Annotated in this window: 21 protein-coding genes and 2 pseudogenes; 17 read left to right on the forward strand and 6 right to left on the reverse strand. The window is 37.8% G+C overall.

What is annotated here, in order from left to right:
- Window positions 1–23: 23 nt before the first annotated feature.
- From FD723_RS33180 to FD723_RS33205, 6 genes and pseudogenes are all read left to right on the forward strand, one after another.
- A complete protein-coding gene (locus FD723_RS33180) occupies window positions 24–593 on the forward strand; it encodes a hypothetical protein (RefSeq protein WP_179069517.1) in 570 nt (189 codons plus the stop codon).
- Window positions 594–709: 116 nt separating this feature from the next.
- Window positions 710–1,084 (forward strand): EVE domain-containing protein, encoded by a 375-nt coding sequence (locus FD723_RS33185; RefSeq protein WP_306297036.1) that lies wholly within the window; start codon window positions 710–712, stop codon window positions 1,082–1,084.
- A gap of 68 nt (window positions 1,085–1,152) precedes the next feature.
- On the forward strand, window positions 1,153–1,581 hold the full coding sequence (locus FD723_RS33190) for a hypothetical protein (protein ID WP_256875302.1): 429 nt from the start codon (window positions 1,153–1,155) through the stop codon (window positions 1,579–1,581).
- A 20-nt stretch (window positions 1,582–1,601) separates the two neighbouring features.
- Entirely contained in the window at window positions 1,602–1,964 is a 363-nt protein-coding gene (locus tag FD723_RS33195; RefSeq protein ID WP_179069518.1) for a hypothetical protein, read from the forward strand.
- A gap of 28 nt (window positions 1,965–1,992) precedes the next feature.
- A complete protein-coding gene (locus FD723_RS33200) occupies window positions 1,993–4,170 on the forward strand; it encodes a pentapeptide repeat-containing protein (protein ID WP_179069519.1) in 2,178 nt (725 codons plus the stop codon).
- Window positions 4,171–4,534: 364 nt separating this feature from the next.
- Window positions 4,535–4,941: pseudogene (locus FD723_RS33205) on the forward strand (transposase); the annotation flags it as partial.
- 212 nt (window positions 4,942–5,153) lie between these two features.
- On the opposite strand, the gene FD723_RS33210 reads toward FD723_RS33205, so the two are convergent.
- The gene (locus FD723_RS33210) at window positions 5,154–6,116 is read right to left on the reverse strand and encodes a S1/P1 nuclease (protein WP_179069520.1); all 963 of its coding nucleotides are present in this window, start codon (window positions 6,114–6,116) and stop codon (window positions 5,154–5,156) included.
- A gap of 353 nt (window positions 6,117–6,469) precedes the next feature.
- Here FD723_RS33210 and FD723_RS33215 point away from each other — a divergent pair, with 353 nt between their 5' ends.
- The 6 genes from FD723_RS33215 (at window position 6,470) to FD723_RS33240 (ending at window position 13,416) form a co-directional block, all read left to right on the forward strand.
- A complete protein-coding gene (locus FD723_RS33215; protein WP_179069521.1) occupies window positions 6,470–6,718 on the forward strand; it encodes a DNA-binding transcriptional regulator in 249 nt (82 codons plus the stop codon).
- A gap of 188 nt (window positions 6,719–6,906) precedes the next feature.
- Window positions 6,907–7,269, forward strand: coding sequence for a hypothetical protein (locus FD723_RS33220; RefSeq protein ID WP_218651869.1), 363 nt, complete (start codon window positions 6,907–6,909; stop codon window positions 7,267–7,269).
- A gap of 414 nt (window positions 7,270–7,683) precedes the next feature.
- A complete protein-coding gene (locus FD723_RS33225; protein WP_179069523.1) occupies window positions 7,684–7,833 on the forward strand; it encodes a hypothetical protein in 150 nt (49 codons plus the stop codon).
- A gap of 219 nt (window positions 7,834–8,052) precedes the next feature.
- Window positions 8,053–10,719, forward strand: coding sequence for an NERD domain-containing protein (locus tag FD723_RS33230; RefSeq protein ID WP_179069524.1), 2,667 nt, complete (start codon window positions 8,053–8,055; stop codon window positions 10,717–10,719).
- A 26-nt stretch (window positions 10,720–10,745) separates the two neighbouring features.
- Window positions 10,746–12,455: a PhnD/SsuA/transferrin family substrate-binding protein gene (locus tag FD723_RS33235; RefSeq protein ID WP_179069525.1), complete on the forward strand. Its 1,710-nt coding sequence runs from the start codon at window positions 10,746–10,748 to the stop codon at window positions 12,453–12,455.
- A gap of 22 nt (window positions 12,456–12,477) precedes the next feature.
- On the forward strand, window positions 12,478–13,416 hold the full coding sequence (locus FD723_RS33240; RefSeq protein WP_179069526.1) for a 5'-nucleotidase, lipoprotein e(P4) family: 939 nt from the start codon (window positions 12,478–12,480) through the stop codon (window positions 13,414–13,416).
- 37 nt (window positions 13,417–13,453) lie between these two features.
- On the opposite strand, the gene FD723_RS33245 is transcribed toward FD723_RS33240, so the two are convergent.
- Together FD723_RS33245 and FD723_RS33250 are read right to left on the reverse strand one after the other, a co-directional pair.
- A complete protein-coding gene (locus tag FD723_RS33245) occupies window positions 13,454–13,783 on the reverse strand; it encodes a hypothetical protein (protein WP_179069527.1) in 330 nt (109 codons plus the stop codon).
- 454 nt (window positions 13,784–14,237) lie between these two features.
- A pseudogene (locus tag FD723_RS33250) lies at window positions 14,238–14,429 on the reverse strand (hypothetical protein); the annotation flags it as partial.
- A gap of 159 nt (window positions 14,430–14,588) precedes the next feature.
- Between FD723_RS33250 and FD723_RS33255 the strand changes: the two are divergent.
- The 5 genes from FD723_RS33255 (at window position 14,589) to FD723_RS33275 (ending at window position 24,627) form a co-directional block, all read left to right on the forward strand.
- Window positions 14,589–14,957, forward strand: a complete 369-nt coding sequence (locus FD723_RS33255; RefSeq protein ID WP_179069528.1) for a hypothetical protein — start codon at window positions 14,589–14,591, stop codon at window positions 14,955–14,957.
- Between the two features lie 252 nt (window positions 14,958–15,209).
- Window positions 15,210–20,216, forward strand: coding sequence for a RecQ family ATP-dependent DNA helicase (locus tag FD723_RS33260; protein ID WP_179069529.1), 5,007 nt, complete (start codon window positions 15,210–15,212; stop codon window positions 20,214–20,216).
- A gap of 105 nt (window positions 20,217–20,321) precedes the next feature.
- Window positions 20,322–23,168 carry a DEAD/DEAH box helicase gene (locus FD723_RS33265; protein ID WP_179069530.1) on the forward strand — a complete coding sequence of 949 codons (2,847 nt, stop codon included), beginning with the start codon at window positions 20,322–20,324 and terminating at the stop codon, window positions 23,166–23,168.
- Window positions 23,169–23,171: 3 nt separating this feature from the next.
- Complete coding sequence (locus FD723_RS33270) at window positions 23,172–23,720, forward strand: DNA-binding response regulator (RefSeq protein ID WP_256875303.1); 549 nt, start codon at window positions 23,172–23,174, stop codon at window positions 23,718–23,720.
- Window positions 23,721–24,063: 343 nt separating this feature from the next.
- Complete coding sequence (locus FD723_RS33275; protein ID WP_179069531.1) at window positions 24,064–24,627, forward strand: EF-hand domain-containing protein; 564 nt, start codon at window positions 24,064–24,066, stop codon at window positions 24,625–24,627.
- An 89-nt stretch (window positions 24,628–24,716) separates the two neighbouring features.
- Here FD723_RS33275 and FD723_RS33280 read toward each other — a convergent pair whose 3' ends face one another.
- The 3 genes from FD723_RS33280 to FD723_RS33290 are packed head-to-tail and all read right to left on the reverse strand — an operon-like array spanning window position 24,717 to window position 25,614.
- On the reverse strand, window positions 24,717–24,932 hold the full coding sequence (locus FD723_RS33280; RefSeq protein ID WP_179069532.1) for a hypothetical protein: 216 nt from the start codon (window positions 24,930–24,932) through the stop codon (window positions 24,717–24,719).
- 48 nt (window positions 24,933–24,980) lie between these two features.
- Window positions 24,981–25,160, reverse strand: coding sequence for a hypothetical protein (locus FD723_RS33285; protein WP_179069533.1), 180 nt, complete (start codon window positions 25,158–25,160; stop codon window positions 24,981–24,983).
- 40 nt (window positions 25,161–25,200) lie between these two features.
- Window positions 25,201–25,614: a HEAT repeat domain-containing protein gene (locus tag FD723_RS33290; protein WP_179069534.1), complete on the reverse strand. Its 414-nt coding sequence runs from the start codon at window positions 25,612–25,614 to the stop codon at window positions 25,201–25,203.
- Window positions 25,615–25,747: the final 133 nt, after the last annotated feature.

The following is a 25,747-nucleotide window of genomic DNA, read 5'->3' on the forward strand; positions in this document are numbered from 1 at the left end:
TTGACCTTTTAAACTCTAATAATATGCCATGTAATGCTTGGAATCACCCCTCAGATTGTAATTGTGGTTTTGGAGGAGATGTTGGTGTTTATATTCATGGAAATATATCTAGCTTACTTAATAGTAATGAAAAACAATGCAAACAATCAAAGGATAAAGTACAAGCAAAGACCTACCCAACCAAATGTAAGAAATGTGGGAAAACTGTTTATTATCATACAAACGGTAACGGAGATTCAGTTTTCTTTAACAGTTTAGGATATCCCTGGCAGGTACACGGTTGTTGGTATGATTATTGGAAAGAAGAAAAGGCGAATCGTAAAGAACTAAGTGCTTTATCCCAATCAGTAGAATACTTCCTCAATCCTCAAAACATAGCAGAATGTAAATATGGAATTCTTGCAGGTGCTGTGCGAGGTTTAGCAGGGGTATCCTCTGGAACTATTTTTCAAGATATCACTGAAGAGGGAATAGCACAATACATGAGTTTATCACTGAAAAAATTTAAAAAAGTGTATAGAGGACTTTATGTATTAACCCAATCAAGAGGAATACAGTTATTTCGTCCACAAACAAAAGTTAAAAAAAGCTAAAGGTGAATAAAAATCAAAACGTCTTGCGTTTAGTTTCTATTAAACATAAAGATACTTGAAGCTTTACAAAAGTTAGAAGCAACTGCAAAACAACCCCAAATACTATCGCATCATAGATGGCATCCGCGATTTTGAGCAGATGCCGTGGCTTGCAACCCGCTATGCAAAGGACATGGTTGCTGGCGATGGAGTACCGAGAAAGGAAGTCTGGGGATAAGGCGGGAATCTGTGCAATTGCAGAGATTATTGAATCTCCCAAAATTATTGTAAACCCACCTGATATTGGCTATTGGATAGATACCAGCCGCATTGGTGTTAAACCTTGTGCAAAGATTCGATTTACCAGCAAGTTGTTAGAAAAGCCTCTCTTACGGGAAAACTTAAAACAAGACCCTGTGCTGAAAAATATTTCTGTGATTCGTCAGCCCAATGCTACCAATTACAAGATTACTCAGCAGGAATGGCAACGTGTACATGAGTTGAAAGGATAGCGCAGTTATTCTTATTTTTTTTATATCCAACTGTTGATAGCAATTTTAAATATCAGGTGAGGCATCTAATGAACGGTAATACAAACATGATAGCCCTAAAATTTTCTAATAAATCTATACACAAGACCTTTAACGACAACCCAACTCATCCAAAACGCGCCTTACAAATCTGGCAAATTCTCATTAGCAAAGCAGCTAACCGACAAACTTTAACCTATGGAATGCTGGCTAACCTTCTTGGTTTCCAAGGTGCAGGAACATTAGCTCCCATTCTGGGACACATCATGTATTACTGCCAACAAAATCAACTTCCGCCCTTGACAGTTATCGTGGTTAATCAAACAACTGGACTCCCAGGAAATGGTCTGACCACTACAAATAATCTTCACACTGAACGTGAGGATGTGTTTAACTTTGACTGGTTTGCTCTTTACCCCCCTTTTCCTGATGAATTACAAGAGGCTTACAAATTAGGTGATGTCAATTCTCAAGTATGACTACTTATAAGCTCAAAATTATGAGTAATACTGAATTTCATCCTTGCCCTATCTGTTCGACACCAGTTCGACATTTCACAAGATATCCACGGACGGTTTGCAATAATTGCTATAGCAAGGCAAGTGATACTCAAGGACGAAAGTTGAGTTTCTTTAATACCTCAATTAGTGGAGGATTTGAGGCAATTTTCACAGAAAGTAAAGAGAAATACCAAAGTCACATTTGCTACATTGCTGGGGTAAAATGCTGGGCTGATGAAGCTCGGTTTGGCGGTATTGTCATTCAAACTACGATAGATGATGATTTGCCTAATCATTGGGAAAGCGATTGCCTAATACAAGCGAGGAAAAGTGAAGGATGCGATCGCAGTCAATTAAGTTAAACCTCCAGATTTATAAAGGAAATCTTGCATGAGCCTGGACTTTTCTCATCAAAATCTCAGAGGGCGTTCTTTCAAAGGTCAAAACCTTGAAGATGCAAACTTTAGCTATGCAGATATTCGAGGTACAGACTTTACCGGAGCTAATTTGAAGGGTGCTGACTTTAAAGGTGCTAGAGCCGGACTAGAGAAGCACTGGGTAATTGGTTTGCTCCTAGTCATATTTCTAATATCATTACTATCAGGTTTTTTTCTTATCTTCACTGGTATATTAGTAGCATATTTTCTTGATACTAAACACTCTGAAAACTTCATTGCTGGGATACTTTCCCTACTTGCACTAGCAGTTTTTTGTATTATCACGATTCGTAAGGGGTTAACATCTGGTTTAGGAGCCATAGCTTTCGGTGTAGGCATAGCTTTAGCTTTCGCTTTAGGCGTAGTTTTAACTGAAGCCGCAGCCTTAGCCGCAGATGGCGCAGAAATCAGACTAGGAGCTTCTGCTTTAGCTGCGACTGTAGCCTTAGCTCTAGTCGGAGGAGGAGTCGCAATCGGAGGAGGAGAAGTCTTAGTCATAACTGGAGCCGGAATCCTAGCCCTTGCTGAAGCCCTTACTGTAGTCTTAGCCTTAACCGTAGTCTTAGTTACAGTCGCAACTACAGTAATAACCGGAGCTAGAACTTTAGCCCTAGCTGTAGCTGTAGTCCTAGCTGTAGTCTTAGCTGTAGCAGGAGCCATAGCAGGAACTCTAGCTTTCACTGCGACCTTTGCCGCCTTCAACGCCGCCATTATTGCCGGAGTTGTCGCTTTATTTTTTGTACTTTTTAATTCTTATATTGGCTGGCGTAGTCTAGCTGGAGATGAAAAAGATACTTGGGTTCGCTCATTCGCAATTGCTTTCGCTGCTACAGGAGGCACCAGTTTTCGTCATGCTAATTTAACTGATGCTGATTTTAGTCAAGCAATACTCAAAAATACAGATTTGAAAAACGCCAATCTAACTCGTACTCGTTTTTATGAAGCACACAAACTCGACATTGCTAAAGTAGACAACACTATACTAACTAATCGTGCTGTACTCAACTTGCTTGTTACTGGTAACGGTAGAGGAAAATATTATCTTGGTGCTAACCTGAAAGGCTCAAATCTGATAGGTGCAGACTTGAAAGAGGCTAATCTTAAAGACACTGATATTAGTGAAGCTACTTTTCAAGGAGCAAATTTAGAGTGGGCAAATCTGACTCTTGCCCAAGCAATTGATACTGATTTCACCAATGCTCACATGACTGGTGCTTGTATAGAAGCTTGGAATATTGAAAGTACAACCAAATTAGATAATGTAGATTGTCGCTTTGTATATCTTCTAGAATATCCCAAGCCAGGAACTGACGACCGTGAACGTCGTCCCAGTAGTGGCGATTTTCAACAAGAAGAATTTACCAAACTATTTGAAGAGGTAATAAATACTGTTGATTTAATTTTTAGAGATGGCATAGACTGGAAAGCTTTTGTAAATGCTTTCAGAAAACTTCAAATAGAAAATGAGAATATAGAGTTAGCTATACAGAGTATTGAAAATAAAGGTGATGGGGTAGTCGTTGTTAAAGTTGCTGTTCCTGTTGATGCCAATAAAGAAAATATTCATAATAATTTTAATCAAAACTATCAACTGGCACTTGCAGCTATAGAAGAAAAATATAAATCACAATTACAAGCTAAAGATAATGAAATAGTCAGCTATCGCCAACAAAATATGGAGATGATAGAGATTGTTCAATTATTAGCAAATAGACCTATTAATGTTCAAATTGATAATAAAATGGAGAATAGTTCAATGTCAGAATATTATCATTCTAAATATGATCAAAGGAATGCAAACAACCAATTTGTAGATACAGCACAACCGGGCAGTGATGTCAACTTTAATCAAAATAATTATACCTCAGAGCAGAAACAAAATCTTGCAGATGCAGCAGCCGATATTCAACAACTTCTTAACCAATTGGGACAGACTTACTCCACGAATACCCCACTAGAAAAACAGATAGTGGTGACAGAAGCACTCAAACAAATTGAAAGTAACCCTAACCTAAAAGCGAGGGTAATTGGGGCATTAAAATCTGGCGGTACAGAAGCACTCAAGGAGTTACTCGCTCATCCTGTAGTTAATGTATTATTAGCTGCCTTGGAAGGATGGCAGGAAGCATGAATTGAAAGGATAGGGATGATAGCGATCGCCGATTCGATGTGGGCTATTTGCCTTATGCTCAACCAGACATCGCCCTCAGATAATGAAAAATTAGATTGTAGAAAATCTCCGTTCTGGTGATATTACGCCGAGAATACCTTGATATTACAGGTAACTTCTGTGCTGCCAAGCTGATTGAATATTTCCAGCACTGGACAAAGTGGAAGCTCAAGAATCACCGAAGAAGCGGAGGGGCTGTTCTTGCAGGGAGCAGGGGGAGCAATAGAAGAGTCCCGTTCGCGGAGCGGAACATGGGTATCAAGCCCCACACATAAGAGTGCGTTCACGAGAGGGTCGGAGTACAAGCTCCGTTACTACCTCCCCCTTGCGCCCTGCTCCCCGTTCCCCTGCCTCTTTTGACCTGAAAGCTGGATTTTGCTACCACATCACTGTCCGGTGCAACAATAGGGAGTTTCGCCTGACTCGCCTGGAATGTCGTGAAGTCTTTCTCTACGCTATTAAGAAGGCGCAGTCAAAGTACGGATTTAAGCTGTATGCCCTGTGCATCATGAGCAATCACGTACACTACCTATTAGAACCATCCCAACCAGAAGAACTACCCAAAATAATGCACTGGCTCAACTGGTATACTGCTATGTGCTTTAACCGGATGCTAAACCGGACAGGGCATTTTGGGAGAAGCGTTATCACAGTACAGGCTTTGCTAATACAGATCAGCGACGGGCTTTAAATACGCTGCGATACATTCACGCTAACCCGAAAGCCTCCGGGAGCGCAATCATTGTAACGCTGCTTGTAACCTCTGCCGCAATCGGGTATACAGTAAATTTATAGAGAATAGCGTAGTTTACCACCACAGGCATACCTCTTCATTTTCTTAGAGGAAAAAACCGATGACCTACTTCGGTTGTAGGCGATCGCTATAGTCAAATTAAAAACCACCCACATCATGTAAGTGGAGAATCGAACAGATGGTATATCTTTTATCGCTGTCCAAACAGCTTATTAAGTACATCAGCTAGACGGTAGCCTGCCAAGCTCATGCGGCGTTCTGCTATTGGTTTGGCGGTAGCAGCATAATTTGGCGGTAACGGCTTTCCATCATTTTTATCACTACTGCCAGAAAGCTTGCCATTAATATATGCTTTTTGTTTAGCGATATTAAAACTCTCCAACTTTGCCCAATTATTAAATTGAGTTTCTCTTAATTCTGGCAATTTACTGCGTTGATAGGAGGCTCTTATCTTGGTTGCGGTGTTGCGAACAGTTTGAAAGTTTTCTGAGCCTAGTATGAGGTCATCCCAGAATTTATGCAAACTAATTGTTTGACTATTTGGGTTAACTCTAATGTAAAAACGTGTACCACCTCTATCACCTTCTGGTTCTTTATACTGGTTAATAATTAATTTGGTAGTATGCAATGGCTGATGCACATCTCCTACTAGATGGAATAACCAGCATATTGCAACTGCTTTTTCGCTGTTGGTAGCATTACTTTGAACAATATCAAGATTTTTTTGAAAAGCAAATATAATATTTTCTTCACCTGGAATTTCACGAGGAATTGAGTTTGAGGCATTGCTTGGTTGATAAGGTAAATTTATGTAGTGCCAAGTTGGGTGATCAAATATTTGATTGCCACGAGCTTCATCTGGCCATTTTGCCGCCCACATAAATAAGTACAAATTTTTATTTTCAGCAGAAATATTAGATTGTTTGAGGGAATTCCACTGCTGCTCAAATTTAGAGTATTCAGGGTGTTCCTTCAAAATGGCAACCATTTTCTCAATTACTTCTTGATGATTCTGCGAGAGTTCCCTGTAAGCGATCGCTCCTGAAACCATGTGTCCAGACTTATTCCAAGCAAAAGCTGGGTACTGCCAAACCAAAATTGTTGATAATACTGTCAATAAAGAAAACTTAGCGAAAGAATGTAACTTCAGCATAAAATTCTTTGTTAGAAAATACAGCTAAAGTATAGGTTGCATTCAGGTAATTTAGGGTTAAATTTGCATGAAAAAAATAAATCACCCTACACAATACTCATATATTTCAATAAACAGAGCTGTACATTAACGAGTTTAAGGGTGCGATCGCATCTATTACCCTATGAATGAGTCATTTACCTCCAAGAATTTAGGTTCAAAACCACTTAAAAAATATTCCTACTCAGAGTAAATAATTTTACATGATTTTCATTATTACGGATATACACTGAGGTTAATTGCGATTTTGCATGACTAAAATATGACAAATAATATAGCATTACTTACTTAAGTTAGTGGGTCAAGTTTGCTCAATGACTATTAAAAAACCCTTGGCTATCAAACAGCCACAGGTAGGGCATATCATTCGTGATTTGCGACTTTTGGCTGGGTTAACGCAAGAACAGTTTGCAGCCACTCTCGGCGTGACATATACCACGATTAATCGTTGGGAGAATGGACGCTCTAAACCGTCGCCGATGGCGAAGAAGCTTATTGAACAAAAGCTTGATGAGATGGGCGCTCAGGGTGAGGATTTGTTAACTAAATATTTGCCAAATTAGTTATTTACTCAGTTTCTGTGTAAGCGGTAAGTATAGCTCTACTAGCCCACTTGTTCTAGTTTTTATATCAAACTGTTGATTGTAATTCTAAACATCAGGTGAGGCATCTAATGAACGGTAATACAAACATGAGAACTAATCAGCAAGTCACGGAAATTACAGGCGCTCCCGCCCAAGTTTGGGGAAACGTGTTAGTTCCAGCAAAAGGAACGATTCTTGTCAAATTTACAGGTGATACTCTTGTTGGAACAACAAAAACTGGTTTAGAAAAGAGAGAGACTTGGATACGCATTCAAAATATTGATTCAGTAGAAACATTAGAAGCCCCTATTTATGCGTTATTGGGTTTTGGAGGATTCCTAGCTTTTTCAGCTTTGGGTGCATTCAGAAACTCTTCTGCACTAGGTTTAATTTTACTTGTTGCAGGAGTAGCTCTAATTGTTTATGCAATAACTAATAAACGTCGATATTTAGCAATTTACAGTCATCGGAATGCAATAGTTGTTTTCATGAATAAGTGTGATTTTACCCCCTGCGTGACCAAATTTTGAACCATAACGTGACCAAAAGTTAACGTAATTTCAAGCTTTTGAGCCAATCAATAACTTAGCTTTATGAATCAAATTATGTCCGCGTGTTTTAAATGTGAACCATAATACGACCAAAAGTTTTATTTTTAGACTTGGTAAAAAATGCCGAGCAAGACACACTAATTTAGTCGAAAATTTTAAACTTTCGGTCAAAATATAATTCAAAATGCCTACAATATGGTTCAAAAATATGTTTAGCCAAAAATTGAGTGATAAAGCGATCGCCTGAAATCTGAATTTTTATTTCTCTCTCATTACGGTACGGTACAAATGAACTATTTGACCATGTTCCTTGCTGTAATTAAGTTTTGAGTTTTTTGAACTCCATTTATAGCTTTGAACTATATGTTGTCCTAGTACAGAGTGAAGTATTTCGTGACCGTTTGGCTAAATTATCGTTCAAATCACAATAAGTCCCCAGAACTTTATCAGCAGTTTGCGATGAATGTGTTGGCATTATCCCGCAAACTAAATGCACCCAGTAATACACAAACAAGACAGCCTCAAACCCAAATTCAAGCTTAGTTTATCAAGTCTCTATATACGAACTCCAGGATAGGGAATATAAATTGAAGCTCCACTGAAAGAAATCGCGATTGCTCCCAATCAAGCGAGGAAATATGTCAGTAGAAGCGATCGCACACTGTAATTAGTGTCACGTATTCAGTATTATTCAGAGTATTTTTTGTCCTGATATCAACTAATAGTATAGCGATCGCAAAATATAAATTTTAGGAGCATCAAATGGTCAACAGCAGAGATACCTTAGCAACTAAAACATCTAATAGAGGAGCAATACTAAAAGTTTTAGCTAGACTAGCAACAACAGGAATAATTAGTTTTGGGGTTGGTGGAGCAGTCACTTTTGACCGTTATAACAACTATTGGAATCAAACAATATTTCGCGTTCAGACTGTTGACTTTAACATTTTATCTCATACTCTACCAACGAAACTTTCTTATGCAATTATTAAAAATAAACCAGAAGAAGTACAACGTACTTTAGATAGTAATTATAGTTTATTTGGATTAATAGTTACAGACTCTAGTGGACAAAAAATAATTTCATATTCAGGTAAAGATTCTGGAAAATCCTCATCTTGGAAAGCGGCTCTAAATCCACAAGAGTTAACAAAGCATCCCTACGATGTGTTGCTTGATCCTCCACCTGTATTTACACAGTGGACTTATAGTGATTCTCATGCTACTGAACGCAGTGCTACAAGTGTCACTAATCAAGGCCGTGTTATCGGTAGGGTTTACTATGTTAGGGGTGTAAGACCAACGTTTCAAGAGGATATTGCAACATTGGTAACTAATCCTTTTTCTGGAAGTAGTAGGATTCAAACTTACGCAACAAGTCTAATGGCTTGTTTCGGGGCGACTTTGCTTATCTGGAGTGGTTTGGAGTTTATACTTTATAAAAAGCGAGTTGATAAAAAGAAAGCAGAAAAAAGAGAAGATGAATTAGAAAATATCAACAAAGTTTTAGAAGTTCAATTAGCCGAGAGAATAAATGAGCTAACATTATTAAAAAATCAAAGAGAGGAAGAAAAGAATGAATTAATTAGGGATGTTAGCAGAATGCGTATTTTAAATACTAGGCTTAAACAGGAAATTTGTCAACTCAAGGAATCTCTGAATAATCTCCCGAAAAACACAGAAAATTTATTAACTCTGCAAACTGAACTAGAAAAAACTAAATTAGAAGCACAAGAGAATCTAAACAAACAAAAACAGTATCAACAACGTATTGAAAAACTAAATCATCATTTACAACTTGCTCAAAAGAAACAATTAGAAGCTAATCAATTATATAAACTTAAAGAAAATGAATTAGCTAAACTTCAAGAACAAATGAAGAATATTGAAAATTCTCGTTTATTAGCTAAATCAGAGTTACAACAACTACAAAGCAATGAAAAAAAATCTCAAGAAATTGCTACTAGACTGGAACAAGAATTAACTAATCAAAGACTTGAACAACAGCAACTTAATAATAAATTGAAGATTTTGCAAAGTTCATTATTAGAGTCTCAACAACGCGCTAAACAGGCACAAGCTGAATCTGACAAAACTAGATTAGAGGCACAACAAAATCTCAATAAACAACAACAGTATCAAGCACATATTGAAAAATTAAACAGAGATTTGCAGATTGCTCAGGAGAAGCGACTAGAAAATAATCCACCAAAAGCAATTGAATTAGTTCAACTGAAGCAACAAATATATGATGCTGAATCTGAATTGCAAAAACTGCGAAATAATGAAAAAAATTCCCAAGAAATTGCTACTACTTTAGAACAACAGTTAATTAATCAAAGTTTAGAACAGGAACAGCTTAACCATCAGCTAGAACTTTTACAAAGTTCTCTGTTAGAATCTCAACAACGTGCTAGAAAGGCACAAATTGAATCTGAAAAAGCTATATTAGAAGCACAACAGAATCTAAATAAGCAACAGGAATATGAAGATCAAATTAAAAAATTAACTCAGGATTTATATATTGTTGAAGATAAACAAGCAAGAACTAATGAACTAAAAGAAAATGAATTATCCCAACTTCAGCAGCAAATACAGGAAATTGAAAACTCTCGTTCTTTAGTTAATTCTGAATTACAACAACTGCGAAATAATGAAACAAGTTCCCAGAGAATTATTACTGCCTTAGAACAACAGTTAGCTAATCAAAACTTAATGCAAGAGCAACTTAATACTCAACTAGATATTTTGCAAAATTCTCTATTAGAATCTCAAGAGAGAGAACAACAATTAGAACAACGTGAAAAACAGAAACAAGCTGAATTAGAAGCTTTGTCTAAAGAACTTGAGATTATTACTGTTGAAATAAAAGGTAAACATCCTCTCAATATTTTTGAATTATCTATTAAAAAGTCCTTAGAAAAGCATTTTTCTTCAGAAAGAGTATTAACACAATTTGATGTAGGTAGCGGAAGACAAGGAAGTAAATTTACTGATTTTATAATTGTTACAAATAAGTGCTGTATCGTTGTAGAAGCTAAATCTTATAAAGGAACAATTGAATCTGTTGGTAATCCGCGTAATACTGGATGGACTTGCGATACAGGAACTAGAAAACTCTATATTTATGCTTGCTGGGGAGAAAACCCTTATCAGCAAGTGAAAACTTATGTAGATTCTTTATATAAATATGTAAATTCATCAAACTGGGGTAAATTTCCTGTGTATGGTATTGTTGTATTTCCAGCAAACTCGGATATTAATAATAACATTGAATCGAATATAGGTGGTTATTATAGAGTAGCTACACTAAATAATTTGATTACTGTTATTGAACAATTAGACAATCAAGCTTATTTACAAAATGCAACAAGATATCAAAAAATCTTGCAGAAACTTACAGGCATATCTAATCAACAAGCAGCTTAATCATAAAAATACAGGTGATATCTATTGTGTCTAATTCTAAAAATAGCTATATTTTCATAAAGCTTCTAGCATTTATTGGAATTTTTGGTTTATCAGGTTGTCCATCTAGTCCTCCTAAATCCGCAGTCTCCTCACCTTCTCCTGTTATTACAAATAAACAACAAAGCTTACAAACAAGTTCTTTAACTATAGGAATTTTGAGTAAGCCCAGTTACTATGAAGAGTTAACAACTTACCTACGTGAGAAATTGGGTAATAAAGTACAAATAGTTATTGATGGTGATGAATCAATTCCTTATGAAGAAGCCCGAAAAAGGATAATAAATAAAGAATGGGATATTGCCTTTACTTTATCACCAATACTTTCTGTAGCTGCTAAAAATAACGATTATCATTTTGCAGCGCGAATGTTTCCAAATAATCCTCCATATTACCAAGCTACTTTATTCACAAAATCTACTAGTAGTATTCAATCTCTCAATGATTTAAAATCTACAAATACTATTGCTCTTGGAGATTTCAATTCAGCATCTAGTTTCTATGTACCTGCTTATGACTTATTTGGTAAAAGTCTCAGGGTAGACATGGGGCATCGAGGAAAAGATATTAAAGACTTAGTTAAAACTGGAAAAGCTGATGTAGGTGCTGCTGCTTATGAAGCAGTTACAAATGATAAAGATTTGAGAATCATTCATTTAAGTAAGGAAATTCCCGGCTCTAATGTTTATTTATCACCTAAGCTTTCTGAATCTGACCGTCAGATAATTACAAAAATTTTACTTAACGCACCAGATAATATTAGAAAACAAGCTAATTATGGTGGTGGCGATGAATCTGACTATTCACAATTAATAAAGATTTCTCAAAGAACTGAAGAAATATTGAGATGTGCAAACTTTCAGCAAAATCCAGTTAATTTTTACTGTAGTGATAGTTTACCAAATCAAAAATCAAATAATTCTAATAATACCTCAGAAATATTAGGAAGAATTAATGGATGGAGTCGCCAAAACAATGAAATTGAAACTTTCAATTTGTCAGGAAAAGATAATACAGTTTACCAAATAGTTGTACCTCGTAAAATCCTAAATCAAATTCCTGGCGCTTCTAATCCAATTGCTTTACAAGGTAAAGAAGTAAAAATCATAAATGTTGCACCCCAAAAAGCACAAGGACAAGTGTTTGAATTAAAAATTACAGAGCCTAATCAATTAAATATATTAGAAGATATACCAAAATCTTCTATACAGCCAAACTATCAAGTCAAGCAAGTCGATGATGGCGATACAATAACAGTCACTGATGTATCTAATCAAGAAATCAGAGTGCGATTTGCTTGTATAGATACGGCAGAAACACCCAAGTCTGACGCAGAAAAAAATAGTGATAACCCTGCTGATAAAAATCAGTTTTTATGGGGAAACAAAGCAAAAGAGCGGCTAGAATCTATTATCAAAATTGGCGATCAGATCAAATTAAATATCGTAGATACTGATCGCTATGGCCGCAAAGTTGCTGAGGTACGCTTAGAGGATGGTACTTTCATACAACAGATATTAGTGAAAGAAGGGTTAGCGATGGTTTATCGTCAATACCTAAAAAACTGTGCTAGTGCTGGTATTGTAGAACAGGCTGAAGCTGAAGCTAAACAACAACGTTTAAATATTTGGGCAGATTCACAATTTACTGCACCTTGGGATTGGCGATCGCAAAAAAGAGCAGCAAAAAAAAGCTAACTTAAAAATACTGTAACCACCAATGTCTAAATTACCATTTACCGTTACTGCATTAGTACCCGTCCTACTACTTTCACAATTACAGCAAGATACAGTAGAAATTACTAGTAAACAACTAAATCAACAAGGAATGTTAGCAGTTAATTGGGTGCAACAATCTGGAGAATATAGAGCATTAACTTATCAAGCGTTCAATATAGCCAAACTCACTTTTGATACTGCTAAATCAAAAAATATTACCCGTCCCGCCATCATTCCCGCCATCATTATTGATATTGATGAAACAGTTCTTGACAATAGCCCCTATCAAGCAGGGTTATTAGATACTAATAATAGTTTTGAAATTACTACTTGGAATCAATGGATTAAGGAGGAGAAAGCTAAAGCTGTACCGGGAGCAGTTGAATTTGTTAATTATGTAAATAAAAATGGGGGTAAGGTATTCTTTATTTCTAATCGAGATGAACAGAGCGCTAAAGATGCTAAAAGCAATGATTTAGAAATAGCTACTATTAACAATTTAAAATCTGTGGGGTTTACAGGAGTCAACGGACAGACAGTATTGTTAAAGGGGGAGTTTACCAAAAAGATTGACGGCAAAGAGAATACTTCTAAACAATGGCGAGTAGAAGCTGTTAAAAATGGCAATGCTGATGGAAAAAGATATACAGTAATCGCCTTGATTGGGGATAATCTAAATGACTTTGATGAAACTATAGGCAAGAATAACCAACAACGTCGGGATCATGTAGACAAGAACCGTAGCTTTTACGGTATGTTTAATATTACAAAAGGGATAGTTAAACCTGCTTACATTGCAATACCTAATCCTATGTATGGAAACTGGGAAACAGGAATTTATAACCCACTGATATTTAAAAAACAAAGTCCTTTTGATATGACCGCAGGCGAAAGAAATCAACAACGTCGGCAATCTTTAAATCAGTGGTTGGGTAAGTAATATCAAATTCGATTAATTAATTATAAATTTTATAATGTTAATCTGATAATAAGTCTGTTAAATCCATACCATATATATAATAAGGGTTTCGGTATTCTTCTGAAATATCATTCATTGATTCACTATTTTCTTGAAAATATTTACTATTACTCTCTTGAAGCCTTTTAAGTTTTTGATGTATGGGAGAAGATTTATCTTTTTTATCGCTATTAATATAGCTTAAAATATCTTCCCTTAACTTATTCAATCTATTATGAGTAGCTAAAGGATTATCTGAAGATAAAGTATAAGCTGTTCTATAGTCATGCCCAGCCTCTCTCAATCTCTCCCATTCCAAGTATCTTAAGTTTTGATTTAATGGTTCCATTGGATTAAATCTATTGCTGTAATTGCAAGCATATTTAAATTAGTTTAATTATTATTATATATTACCTACTTAGATAATCCCTTATTTTGCTACAGCAGACATTGGGTCATACATTGAGCGTATAACACCATTCGAGAGCATGAAAACCACCGACGCGATCGCCCCCCAACCATGACCAATCATGAGATAAATCTTCCATGATGTCTGCTAAACGTGTGCAGCCTGGATATTTTGATTCTGCCAGCAGGAACAGGGTGTAAGTGTTGAGGTCACACTTTGCGGTAGATTGCTTACTGATAGCTCTGATTGTCTGAACCCTAAATACGCTCTGTACCTAAATTATCCGCTTTTCCAGCCCCAGAGTGATTAGCGATCGCCTATTTATTCCTGATTTTTCTTACTACATTATTCCTTTAATTTGTCAATGCGTAAGTTCTAGATTTATTAACGGGACTTAAACAAAAATTAAGCCCAAATATGAACCCAAACTGGCTTTGTAAAAGGCAAACAGGTCACGATTGAGTGTCAACCAATCAAAAAATCGATAAGACATAGCCGTTCTAAATGCCTCCAAAGCTTCAGTAAAAGTGTTCAGAGGCTTGTTAGCCCACCTTCGCCTTAAACCCCCAGTTAACTGATACCAAAGGAAATCCCAAGTGATTACCTACGGTAGGCGAGTACGCCGGGAGCAGATTTACTATTTATTTTCTAGTGGATTTCTAGCCAGTTGTGGTGAAGCGATGACCGAATACTGTGAATTTGCTGCTGAGTTATTCTATAGCATTGGGTCAACAACTGGCGACTTGTGTCTGTTCTGTTGATATCTCATTTAAACCGCAATTCACAGACTTGTGATGCCAAATTGCCAAAACCTCTGAACATGGTTCGTAACTTCAAGTTTTTCAAGCGAACGCGAGTAGCGTCTTGTACAGAGGAAAACCAAGATCGATCGCTCTTCACCCCTCAAATTCCTAACCCTGCTAAAATCCCTATATTTAATCACACAAACCTACTACCATTTTTGGCAAAGGATTTGAGCAACGCCAAACTACAAAAATCGATAAACTTGTTGAATATGCTGCGTCAACAACAAGGGTCAAGTATGTTGGTGGAAAATCTGGCGCGAAGATCCGGCTTGGGATCTGGAGATTCGGTTTGGAAGTTTTTATGTTAGAAAAGCCACTGCTGAGGGAAAACTGAAAACAAGACCCTGTTTTGAAGACTTTGATTGTAATTCATCAGCCGAACGCTACAAATTACACAACAGAATTGGCAACGCATACATGAGGTGGATAAATAGTATTTTTGTACTAATTATTGACAAATAAGTGCTTGTTGCTAAAATCTTTGAACAAAGTCAGGGTAAGTTGAGTTAGTAATTTTTTAGAAATGAGATAGCGCTCAAGCAATCTAATCAGGGATTCTCATGCAAGATTTATCAAATATTGACTTATTTTATACTTATTTAGACTTAGAAATTAATACTGAAAATAATATATACCGCATCGGATTGGTATCTCTGAACTTAACAAAAGATTTCTATCAAGAGAATCTAAATCAAGCTTACGAAGAAATGAGGAAGCTGAAAAATAGTAATTTATCAGTATGCGGTCATAACTTCCGCCGCTTTGATTACCCTTATCTGATTGAGCAAGAACCGCAATTATCTTCTTGGCATATAATTGACACTTTAGAACTATCAATACTCGCTTTCCCTCTACAGCATTCCCATAAGCTAAATAAAGACTATAAGCAAAGTGAATATTCAAGTAATAATCCCGTAGAAGACGCACAGGCAACTCGATTATTACTTGGTCAACAATTAGAAGCACTATTTAAAAAGCCTGATGAAGTACAACAGGTATATATTTGGCTCCTGACTTGTGGTTGCGAAGATGCAGACCTTGCATATCAACAATTTTTCCGTGATAACCTTGGTTTGAAGATTGAACAACCCGCCATAGAAATGCTGCCAGAAAGAATGCTAAAGGGAATAAATCAATCCTATTTGCAGCAGCTATGGTCTAGTCCACAAACTTATGATTTTGATACAAGATTATGTGTGGCGGGATTACTGGCTTGGAACTATGAGTGCAATACCAATGAATCGAAGCAGGTTTTTTGTGATTGGCTCAGACATTTAAATAGTTTTCAAGCTGTACTTGAAAATTTGCGTCCTTTAAGTACAGATGAATTCGCTATCAGCTCTTACTTGGAATATTTTGAAATTCCCAGTTTTCGACCTTTGCAAGAAGAAGCTGTGCAAGCAATTATTAATAATGAGCGTCCGCTTGTTCTCATGCCTACTGGTGGTGGTAAATCTTTATGCTATCAATTACCAGCTTTCATGTTCCACGAAAGGCACAAAGCGCTGACTGTTGTCATTTCACCGCTACAAGCACTAATGGCAGATCAAGTGGCAGATTTAGAACAAGCTGGGTTTTTCTTCGCCACCTTCATTAATGGTAATCTCTCAGCAGCAGAACGTCGTCAGCGATTATCAGAACTGCGTTCTGGTTCCAAAGGTTTGCTGTATATCAGCCCTGAGCAATTGCGGTCAATGAGTATTCGGGCATTGTTAGAACAGCGCCCTCCGGTTCTTTGGGTGATTGATGAGGCTCACTGTGTTAGCCAATGGGGCCACGATTTTCGACCAGATTACCGTTACATTCCTAAATTTATTTATGAATTATATCAAGAGCGGCAGCTTGCAATGCCTTTGTTAGCTTTAATGACAGCAACAGCAACAGTCGCTGTTATTGAAGATATTAAAGAGCTATTTGCCCAGCACGAACTAAATATTAATCGTACAATTGATGGGGCAACAACAAGAGATAATCTAACTTTTAATGTGATTCCAGTAGCAGGGAATAAAGAGCAAGTTTTGTTGAATCAAGTAAAAGAAGCTCTTAAACTAGGTGGTAGTACACTGATTTACACTACTACACGCAAAAATGCCCAAAAGTTAGCAGAACTTCTTAAACAAAGTCATATTGAAGCTAAATATTATCATGGGAAACTTGCAAAAGAACAAAAACAACAAGTTTTGCAAGAGTTCAAATCAGGTAAATTAAATGTAGTTACTGCAACTTGTGCCTTTGGTATGGGCATCAACCGTAAAGATGTACGCGCTGTCATTCACCATTGCATGAGCGCCAATTTAGAAGGTTACATCCAAGAGGCAGGACGGGCAGGACGTGATGGAGAGCCAGCAGTTTGTACTTTACTCTTTGATCCAAAAGATGCTGATACAGTTTTTCGTTTGCAAAGTTTAAACCAACTGAGCGAACAAGATTTAAAAAATGTCTTGATCTCGACCAGACATATCCGCAATCTCACTTTTGGCAGTGCTAGAGATGATTGGTTTTGGGTGACAACCAATGAAATTTTTCAACTGGGCGACTTTGATGAGGAGTTTGGAGAAGAATCAGAGCAGCAAAATACTAAGATTAAAGCAGGGTTGCATTACTTAGAAAAATTTGGTTTATTAGAACGAGCCGAAAATTTTTCAAGCTTTATCGAATTTGAATTAAGCCATGATACCTTTGCTGAGTCTATAGAGCAGTTTGAGAAATACAGCCGGATGAAGGGCTTATCCCGGTTTGAAGCAGATAACTTTGAGCAGCTGATTCAGGCAATGCACATTGCGAAAGCTTATTGTAATAGCAATGATCAACCGTTTCCCCTCGACCGCCTCAGTGATGAAGCTGGAATTAGCTTACATGACCTGACTGCTAGAATCCGTGAACTGCAAAAGGCTGAAGTCTGTTCTTTTGAAATACCAATTACACTTGTGATTACTAAGGGTGTAAGGGGAGATGCCCGTAATAATCATGAACGCATTCGCCAATTAGAAGACCAATTACTCCAAGTGCTTAATGAGTTGTTTGGTAATGAAAATGAAATACAAATAAATCTGCGTGGACTTGCTTCTCGACTTGACCCAGACAATAGTAAAAAAATCAGAGCATCCAACATCATAGATATTTTGGAAGGTTGGGTTGCTCAAAAATGGCTAAAGTTAAGTAGAATTTCTAGTGATGTGGTTCGCTTAGGAGAAATGGAAGTTGCAGAGCATTTACCTGAGCATAAAATTCTCACAACTACAGTATTGGAAGTTTTATATCAAGCATTGAAAGATGCAACAGGGGCAAGATTACCTCTGAAGTACGAATTAGGTAAACTTGCTAAAGAAGTTACCCAAAAAATTCAACTTGACTGGAATAATCAAGAGTTAGAAGTTATTCTTTTGTGGCTGCACCAGAGAAAAATCATTCGGTTAAGTGATGGGCTGAATTTATTTCAACAGTCTCTGAAAATTCGTGTAATAAAAAATGCAAGTGTTTCCAGAGTAAAACGCCTTTACCCTGAAGTTGAAGCTCACTATGATGAACAAACTCGTCGCACTCATTACATGGTGCAATATGGAAAACTAAAGTCAGCAGAACAACGTCAGCAATTCGTTAATGATTACTTTGGTACAAATCAAGAAGAATTCGTTTCAAAGTACCAATTTTTGACACAAGAGATTACCAGACCGATTCTTCCAGAAGATTACAACCGTATTCTAGAACCGCTTAACCCTGCTCAAAAAGAAATTGTTTTAGCTTCACACCCAACAATGGCAGTAATAGCAGGCCCTGGTTCTGGTAAAACAAAAACTATTGTTCACCGGATTGCTTATCTTGTAAAGGTTAAGCGAGTTGAGCCGAAGCGTATTCTTGTTTTAGCTTACAACCGTAATGCAGTTAGAGAATTACGGTTGCGGTTGCGTAATTTGATTGGCGAACAAGCATCACGAATTCGGGTGTTTACTTTCCACGGTTTAGCCTTATCACTTTTGGGACGGACAGTAGGTGAACACAGAGGAACTCAAACAATAAATTTTGATCGGCTTTTGGTTGAAGCTTGCGAATTAATTGAAAAAGGCGAAGAATTTGAAGATGCAGATGAAGATACTCAGGCACGACGAATTCAATTATTAGGAAAATTAGAATATATATTTGTTGATGAATACCAAGATGTCACTGAGAAAGAATATCGCTTAATTAAGTTAATTGCGGGGTTAAGTGAGTCAGAAGATGAAACCCGCCCGGTGCAAATTAATCTTTGTGTTATTGGAGATGACGATCAGAATATTTATGAGTTTAGACATACCGATCCAAAATATATCCTTCAATTTGAGGAAGAGTACAAAGCAAAACGCCTCTTACTGATTGAAAACTATCGTTCTACAGAGTCAATTATTCAAGCTGCCAACAAGTTAATTAACAATAATAAAAAGCGGTGCAAAATTATACCTGAAGAACAGGTAAAAATTGATAACTACCGCAGTGGATATCAAGGTTTAGCAGTTGAAGCTTATAGTTTTAATAATATTAACTCGCAAGCACTTTGGGTACAGCAGCGCATTCAGTCATGGATAAAACAGGGAATACGTCACAATGAAATTGCTGTCCTTGCTCGTCATTGGGATAACTTAGCTCCCACTAGATTACTTTTAGAAAGAGTAAGAATTACAACTTATTCTTTAAAAACAGATGGATTTCAACTTATTAAAAATTTAGTAACCTGTAAGCTCATCGAAGAATTAAAGTGCCAGAATCAGAAAATTCTTCTACCAGAAGAATCCGTACAAGCTTGGTTTCTCAGTCTTTTTGCTCAATGGGAACGCAGTTCGCAAGAACCTACAGTAAAAGTCTTGCTCAAGATTGCCCATGACATTGACCAAGAACGAGGATTTGATTCTGAAGAATTAGCGCTTCCCATTAGTGTGGCTGATGTTCTTACTACTTTATTTGAATTCAATGAAAGTCCAGAAGTAATGTTAGATGATCGAGCGGTTCTAGTTACAAGTTGTCATGGTGCAAAGGGGCTGGAGTTTAGAAAAATCATTCAGTTAGTAGACGGTTTTGGAATTTCTTCAGATGAAATTGAATCAGAACGGCGATTATTTTATGTAGGAATGACTCGTGCTAAGGAAGAATTAGTTCTATGTTCCACACGACAAAGTTTATTTGTGATGGAATCAGGTGTAAATACAAAATCTTTAAGCCCTGCGACAACCTCTCTGCCACAGCAAATGTTTTATTCAGACCTGAGTCCAGGAGATGTTTATTTAGGACATCATTCTACTAAAAATAGCCAACATATCATAACTCATCTTCAAGAGGGTACTCCACTCAAATTCCAGAGCAACAGATACAATAACGGTTGGGATATATTTACAACACAAGGGCAAATCATTGGAGCTTTGTCAAAAAAAGCGAATGCTGAATTAGCTTACAAAGGATTCAGACCTGGACAATTTCAGTTTCAGGCAAGTGAAGTTATAGTCAGAAGCATATATCGTCATTTAAGAAAAGATGAGGTCAATGGAAATATAACTGAAGATTGGTTTGTTGTAATTCCGCAAATTCGCGTATGCCGATAATAAATTGGATAGGCAACGCAAGCAACGAAAATGCCAGAGTAAATTTATTAGGTTTATACTGACATTCAGTAACAAAAAATTTACTGCTAGCAGAAACATAAATTTGTGACTGACCACAAACCAACCGATTACGCCGCAATTATCCGTGCCGCCAACCAAACTGTTCCAGAACCTCCTGAATGGCTAGGTGCAAGTAAATATGTTTACTCGCCAGAGTATGGAATTGGGGAGGTAATGGCATTATTGGGCAGACGGTTGATTGTCAAGTTCGTTGAAGAAGTTAAGCCAACCCAATTTGTCGATTGGGAGCAGGCTCTAGCTTTGGGTTCAATTAAACCAAGTAACGCCAACTTAGTATCTTCGGCAACATTACTTGAAGAGAACAACGCCGCAACCACAACAATTATTGAGCAGATTCAACAAATCCCCCAAGTGGGATTTCAGTCTGTAGCACAAGAACTGATTGCAAGCATTAGGGCGATAGATATTAAAAATGCTAACCAAGGTATAATTCACCCTCTACCGGGCGATTTACCACCTGCTTTACGTTTAGCGCTACAGAATAACGGTATCACTCAGATTTATTCTCACCAGTTAGAAGCTCTAACAAAGTTACGTACTGGGTTTGACTTGAGTATCACTACGCCTACAGCAAGCGGAAAGACGCTGTGCTACAACCTGGCTATCCTGGAATCGTGTATTAAGCAACCGCAAACAACAGCATTATATATTTTCCCGCTTAAAGCATTAGCTCTAGATCAAATGCGAAAATTACAGTCGCTTGTCAAAGCAATGCCCAACACTCGCCTCAAACTCGCACTGATGACGGGAGATACACCAGCTAATGAACGGCAGCGCTTTTTTATTCCCAACCCTCCAAACATCTTGGCAGTCAGCCCTGACTTGTTGCATTACTATCTTTATAATGTGCGCCGTCGGGATGAAGGAGTTGGATGGCGACAGTTTTTAAGACAGTTGCGCTACTGTGTAATTGATGAAAGCCATACCTATACTGGGGCTTTCGGCGCACACTTTGCTAATCTCATGCGGCGGCTAAGGTTAGCAGTTGATGCGGTTGGTGGTAATTCCCAAAGACTGCAATTTATTTGTTCTAGTGCCACGATCGGAAATCCTCAAGATATGGCATTGCGGTTTAGCGGCAGAACCCATCAACCCCAAAGATTACACCTGATTGAGGATAGTGGCTCTCCCTATAAAGGACGTACCTTATTATCTCTGGCTCCAAACAATGCAGCTAATGTTGAAGCTACTAAAATAGTGATTTCCTGGTTACAGCATAACTTGAGTGGGATTGTCTTTTGTAACTCTCGTGCAGCTGTCAAAGGTTTACTTGGGTTAATCCAAAGAGAAACACAACGCATTGGATTGGGTTATTTAACCAGCAAGGTAGCAGTTTTCTATAGTTCCTTAACGGGCGATCGCCGTAGCGAGATTATTCAAAAACTCCAAGGTGGACAAATTAAGGTAATTATTTCAACTTCTTCCTTAGAAGCAGGAATTGACTTACCCGAACTAGATTGCTGTCTAATTCGGGGGTTTCCAGGTAGCCTGATGTCATTTTGGCAACGGGTTGGTCGAGCCGGACGCAAACAGCACGGGCTAGTGATTTATCTGCCATTAGGACAAAACCCGATTGATGTATACTACGCTCGACATAACCAAAAGTTACTATCAGGAGAAGTTGAATCTGCCGCATTTAACCCTGACTATCCAACCATTCTAGGTAAACATTTAGAATGTGGTTGCATTGAAAGTAGTTTAACTTTAGGAGAACTCAATACTCGTTTTGGAAAAACAGCCGGTGCAGTTGCAGATTCTCTTTTACAACAAAACAAAATTTTCTTAAGTGGTAACGGAAAACTCTGGGGAAGAGGTTATCCTCATAAAGAAATTAATATCAGAAGCAGCACTCAAAGGTCAATTTCTCTAATTAATAAACATACGGGCGAAATTTTAGAAAGTATGTCGCTCCCGTTAGCCCATCGAGAAGTATTTCCCGAAGCCATATATATGGTGCAAGATGAAAGTGGGCAATTAATAGCATATCGTAGCGAAAGCCTAAATTCCGACAAAGGAGAAGCAATATTAACATTTCTAGGCAAAGATACAGATTTATTTACTGAAGCGGAGTCAGAATTAGATATTCAACCACTTTCTACCTTGGCGGAATCTAAAATTATCCCTACTAATATCAAAGATGCACGGTTACGTCTAACTCTTGTCTGGGGAGAAATTACGAATTCTGTAATTGGTTATAGATTGATGAAGCGTACCTATGGAATGACTTGTAAAAACCAACGTTGTACTAATTATAAAAAACCACTTGAAGGAAAAAGTTGTTCATTGTGTAAGCAGGCGCTGAGTGCAGCAGAAGTGACAAAACTTCAAAAAGAAATCGCATTTTCAGAGGCATACGTCACAAAATACCAAGCGCCTTGCGTACTAGTAGAGTTAAATGAGCCGTTGCAAAAAGCTCTGCAAATAACTGTCAATAAATACAAACAAGAAATTATGACCAACAATGGAGGTGAGATTCCAGAACTTTATCAATCCTTGTGGAGTAGCAGTGCTGAAGTCACGGCACTGCATAGTATCCAGCACCAGATAGTTAAAGCTGTGCCTTTGGTAGTTTTATCCTCTAGTTTGGATGTAGATGAATTGGCCATACAAAAAGAAAGCAGAAACATTGGTTACTTTTTTGACACCTGTGAAGGTGGAAATGGGGCAGCAGAAGCTATTTTCTCCGACTTCACAAAATTTGCTGCTGCATCTTATGCTTTAGCAGCTGAATGTGATTGTGAAGCTGGTTGTCCAAGATGCCTACATTCAACGGCTTGTCCACAGCATAATGAGCCATTGCATAAAGATGTAGGTTTGTTTTTATTGGATGCAATTAGTCAAGCGAAGCTCAATTCCCAAAATCCATCTTGAACATTGTTACCAAAAATCCCACCAGAAAACAGCATCAAAAATCTGCTGACAAAAATCCTACCGGTAAAAAACAATGACGATATAGATCGCGGTTTAGGATTGGTAGTGATTGCAAGAGTTGCTCGATACAATCAAATCACGGTCTGTAGTTACCTTTTAGATATATGGTGCTTGGGGGTTAAAGATACCATACCACCACGTACAGTAGACACGATAAAATTTAAAGAATTTACAGAATCACTATTCGAGCCATTTCCCGGAAAACCGCACCTTGTTTCCCTTGAAATAGCCCAAGGGATGATATTTAGTGCTTGCGAATATGCTCTAAGCTTAGGGTTTCAACCACACAAAGATTTTGAAAAATCGCGTTTGCACATCGGAGAATGGGATGGGAGAATACGTATTGAATGTGGTCGTGACGGGAAACCATTTTATGTGAATGGCCCCCACGATAACCCGAAAAAAATCATGGAAACATTGAAGAGAAGTAGAGGTGAAGGGAATTTTGATTTTCTGATTGGTTCAGATCCTATTGAAAAGAATTTTTGGTAAATGCAATTACTTTGATTATTCTGTTGCGTCATTACAATGTCATTTAGTTTTGGAATACTCAGCACAGTGAATGATTTCAGTTGCGCTTTGAGGCTTTAGGATGACGCTACTTTCAACCCAACTTTGTCAATCAGGTAAGTCCTCATATCAATAGGTTTTGAGACGGGCTAATCCTGAGCTACTTAGAGGTTTTGAGGGTTAGATAAATTTGCAGAACTTACTCTTATTTATTACATTTTGGCAGTTTTTGACCACGATTTTTTTTTGGCTTTGTGAGAAATCCGGGTTCAATCTGTACTTGTGATTGTGGTTATTAACTACGTACTGTTGTGGTAATGTAGATATGTTTGGTAAGCAAAAGGGAAAAGCATTGTTAAGCGAATACCATAGAAAAAAGTTACTGCATCACTTTTACTGTCTGGATGCTAATAATTCAGGCTTCATTGGGAAAGAAGATGCTGAGATTTTTGCTGAGAGGTTCGCCAATATCCGTAGTGCAGAGCTTGGTTCAGAGATTCACAAAGATTTGTTGTTTAAATGGCTTGATATTTGGGAGAATTTTTGGTCGAAAGCGGATTTGGATGGAGATGGTAAGATAAGTCCCGAAGAATTTTGTCAGGGCATAGAGAAAGTGGTTTCAAATCCAGATTACAACGACCCTTTAATAGAGACTTTGTTTGACATTGTTGATTTGGACAGCGATGGTCACATATCACAACTTGAGCATCGTCTATTCTTCAGTGTGTTTGACCTAGATGCAGAAAAATCAGATTTCGTCTTCTCCAAGCTTGATATTGATCAGGACGGCATCCTCTCTAAAAAAGAGTTTGTTTCTGCTAAGAGAGAATTTCTAACTGAAAAGGAGCCCGGTGCTGTAGGCAACTGGTTTTGGGGTTCTGTGGAGTAATGCGCGTAGTCCTCTATCATGGGATCTCTACAAAAAATATGGGGTCTTGAAATTTTTAGCTTCAAGGCTAGTTTCGTTTGTCTTGACAGCTAATCATACGTAAATAATTGAACATTGTTACAATCTCTACATTTCCGTGTCCGCAGCTTTTCGCCTCCTCCCCACCCAGCCCCATCAGCACGGAAATATACCCACTGACTTACTGATTCTCCAACGGTACGACCCCAAACAAAATTTTGTGAACCGCAGATAGGACATGGCGTTTCTTGTGGGCTAAAGTTTTTGTGATTCGGTTGGTTGTTCATCAGCTTCCCCCGATAAATTCTGAGTGCAATCTTCAGCAGCTATTGAAATTAAAGTGCGTAGGCGTAGCCCGCCGTAGGCATCGCGATCGCTTGAGATTGAATTACCGATTTTTCCAACTGAGTGATAATTCTATTTCCAGCAATCATCACCGTAAAAGACTTTCTGTTGTCCGTTGGGTAAAAATCTCGCACATCATCCGTTTCTAACACGCCATCTGTCAACAGCAAATACAGAACAGACAGACCACTAGAGTTCTAGAAAATAGATTTAATTGGTAGGTAAATTGTATGGTTTACGCAGTGGTGGTTCTCCTCCAGTCATAAGAGTAACTGAATCTTCAGCTTCTTCACCTACAGACCACCACCCGGCTACGATTGTTTTATCAGTCTGCGCTAATAGTTGCAGCTTGGGTAAAGTCTCCTTGATTTCTAAAGCACCAGCAGCAAAACATGACCAAAATCTAACTTCAGGTTCAGTATCATCCAACCCTTGGATAATTACACTCACTGCTGGCTGATATAAATTTTCTGGTAACTCATGAGAGAGCTTATTGCCAATTCCTTCTAATGCTTGCGCTCTAACAAAAGGAGCCTCAGCAATGTTTGCTGCTACTTCGGTCAGCGTACTAATCACTTCCTGATTTCCTTGGTAATTCGACAGAAAAGAGATTGCATACACCACACTATTTCGCTGTATGGGATCAGAACTAGTAGTCTGCCAAGGTAACTTTGCGTGGTGGCAAGCAGAGGGGCAGAGGTGCGGAGGGGCAGGGGGGAAAGAACTTGTACAAATCTCTCCTCTGCTCCTCTGCTCC

It is taken from the genome of Nostoc sp. C052 (assembly GCF_013393905.1).
Classification (GTDB): Bacteria; Cyanobacteriota; Cyanobacteriia; order Cyanobacteriales; family Nostocaceae; genus Nostoc.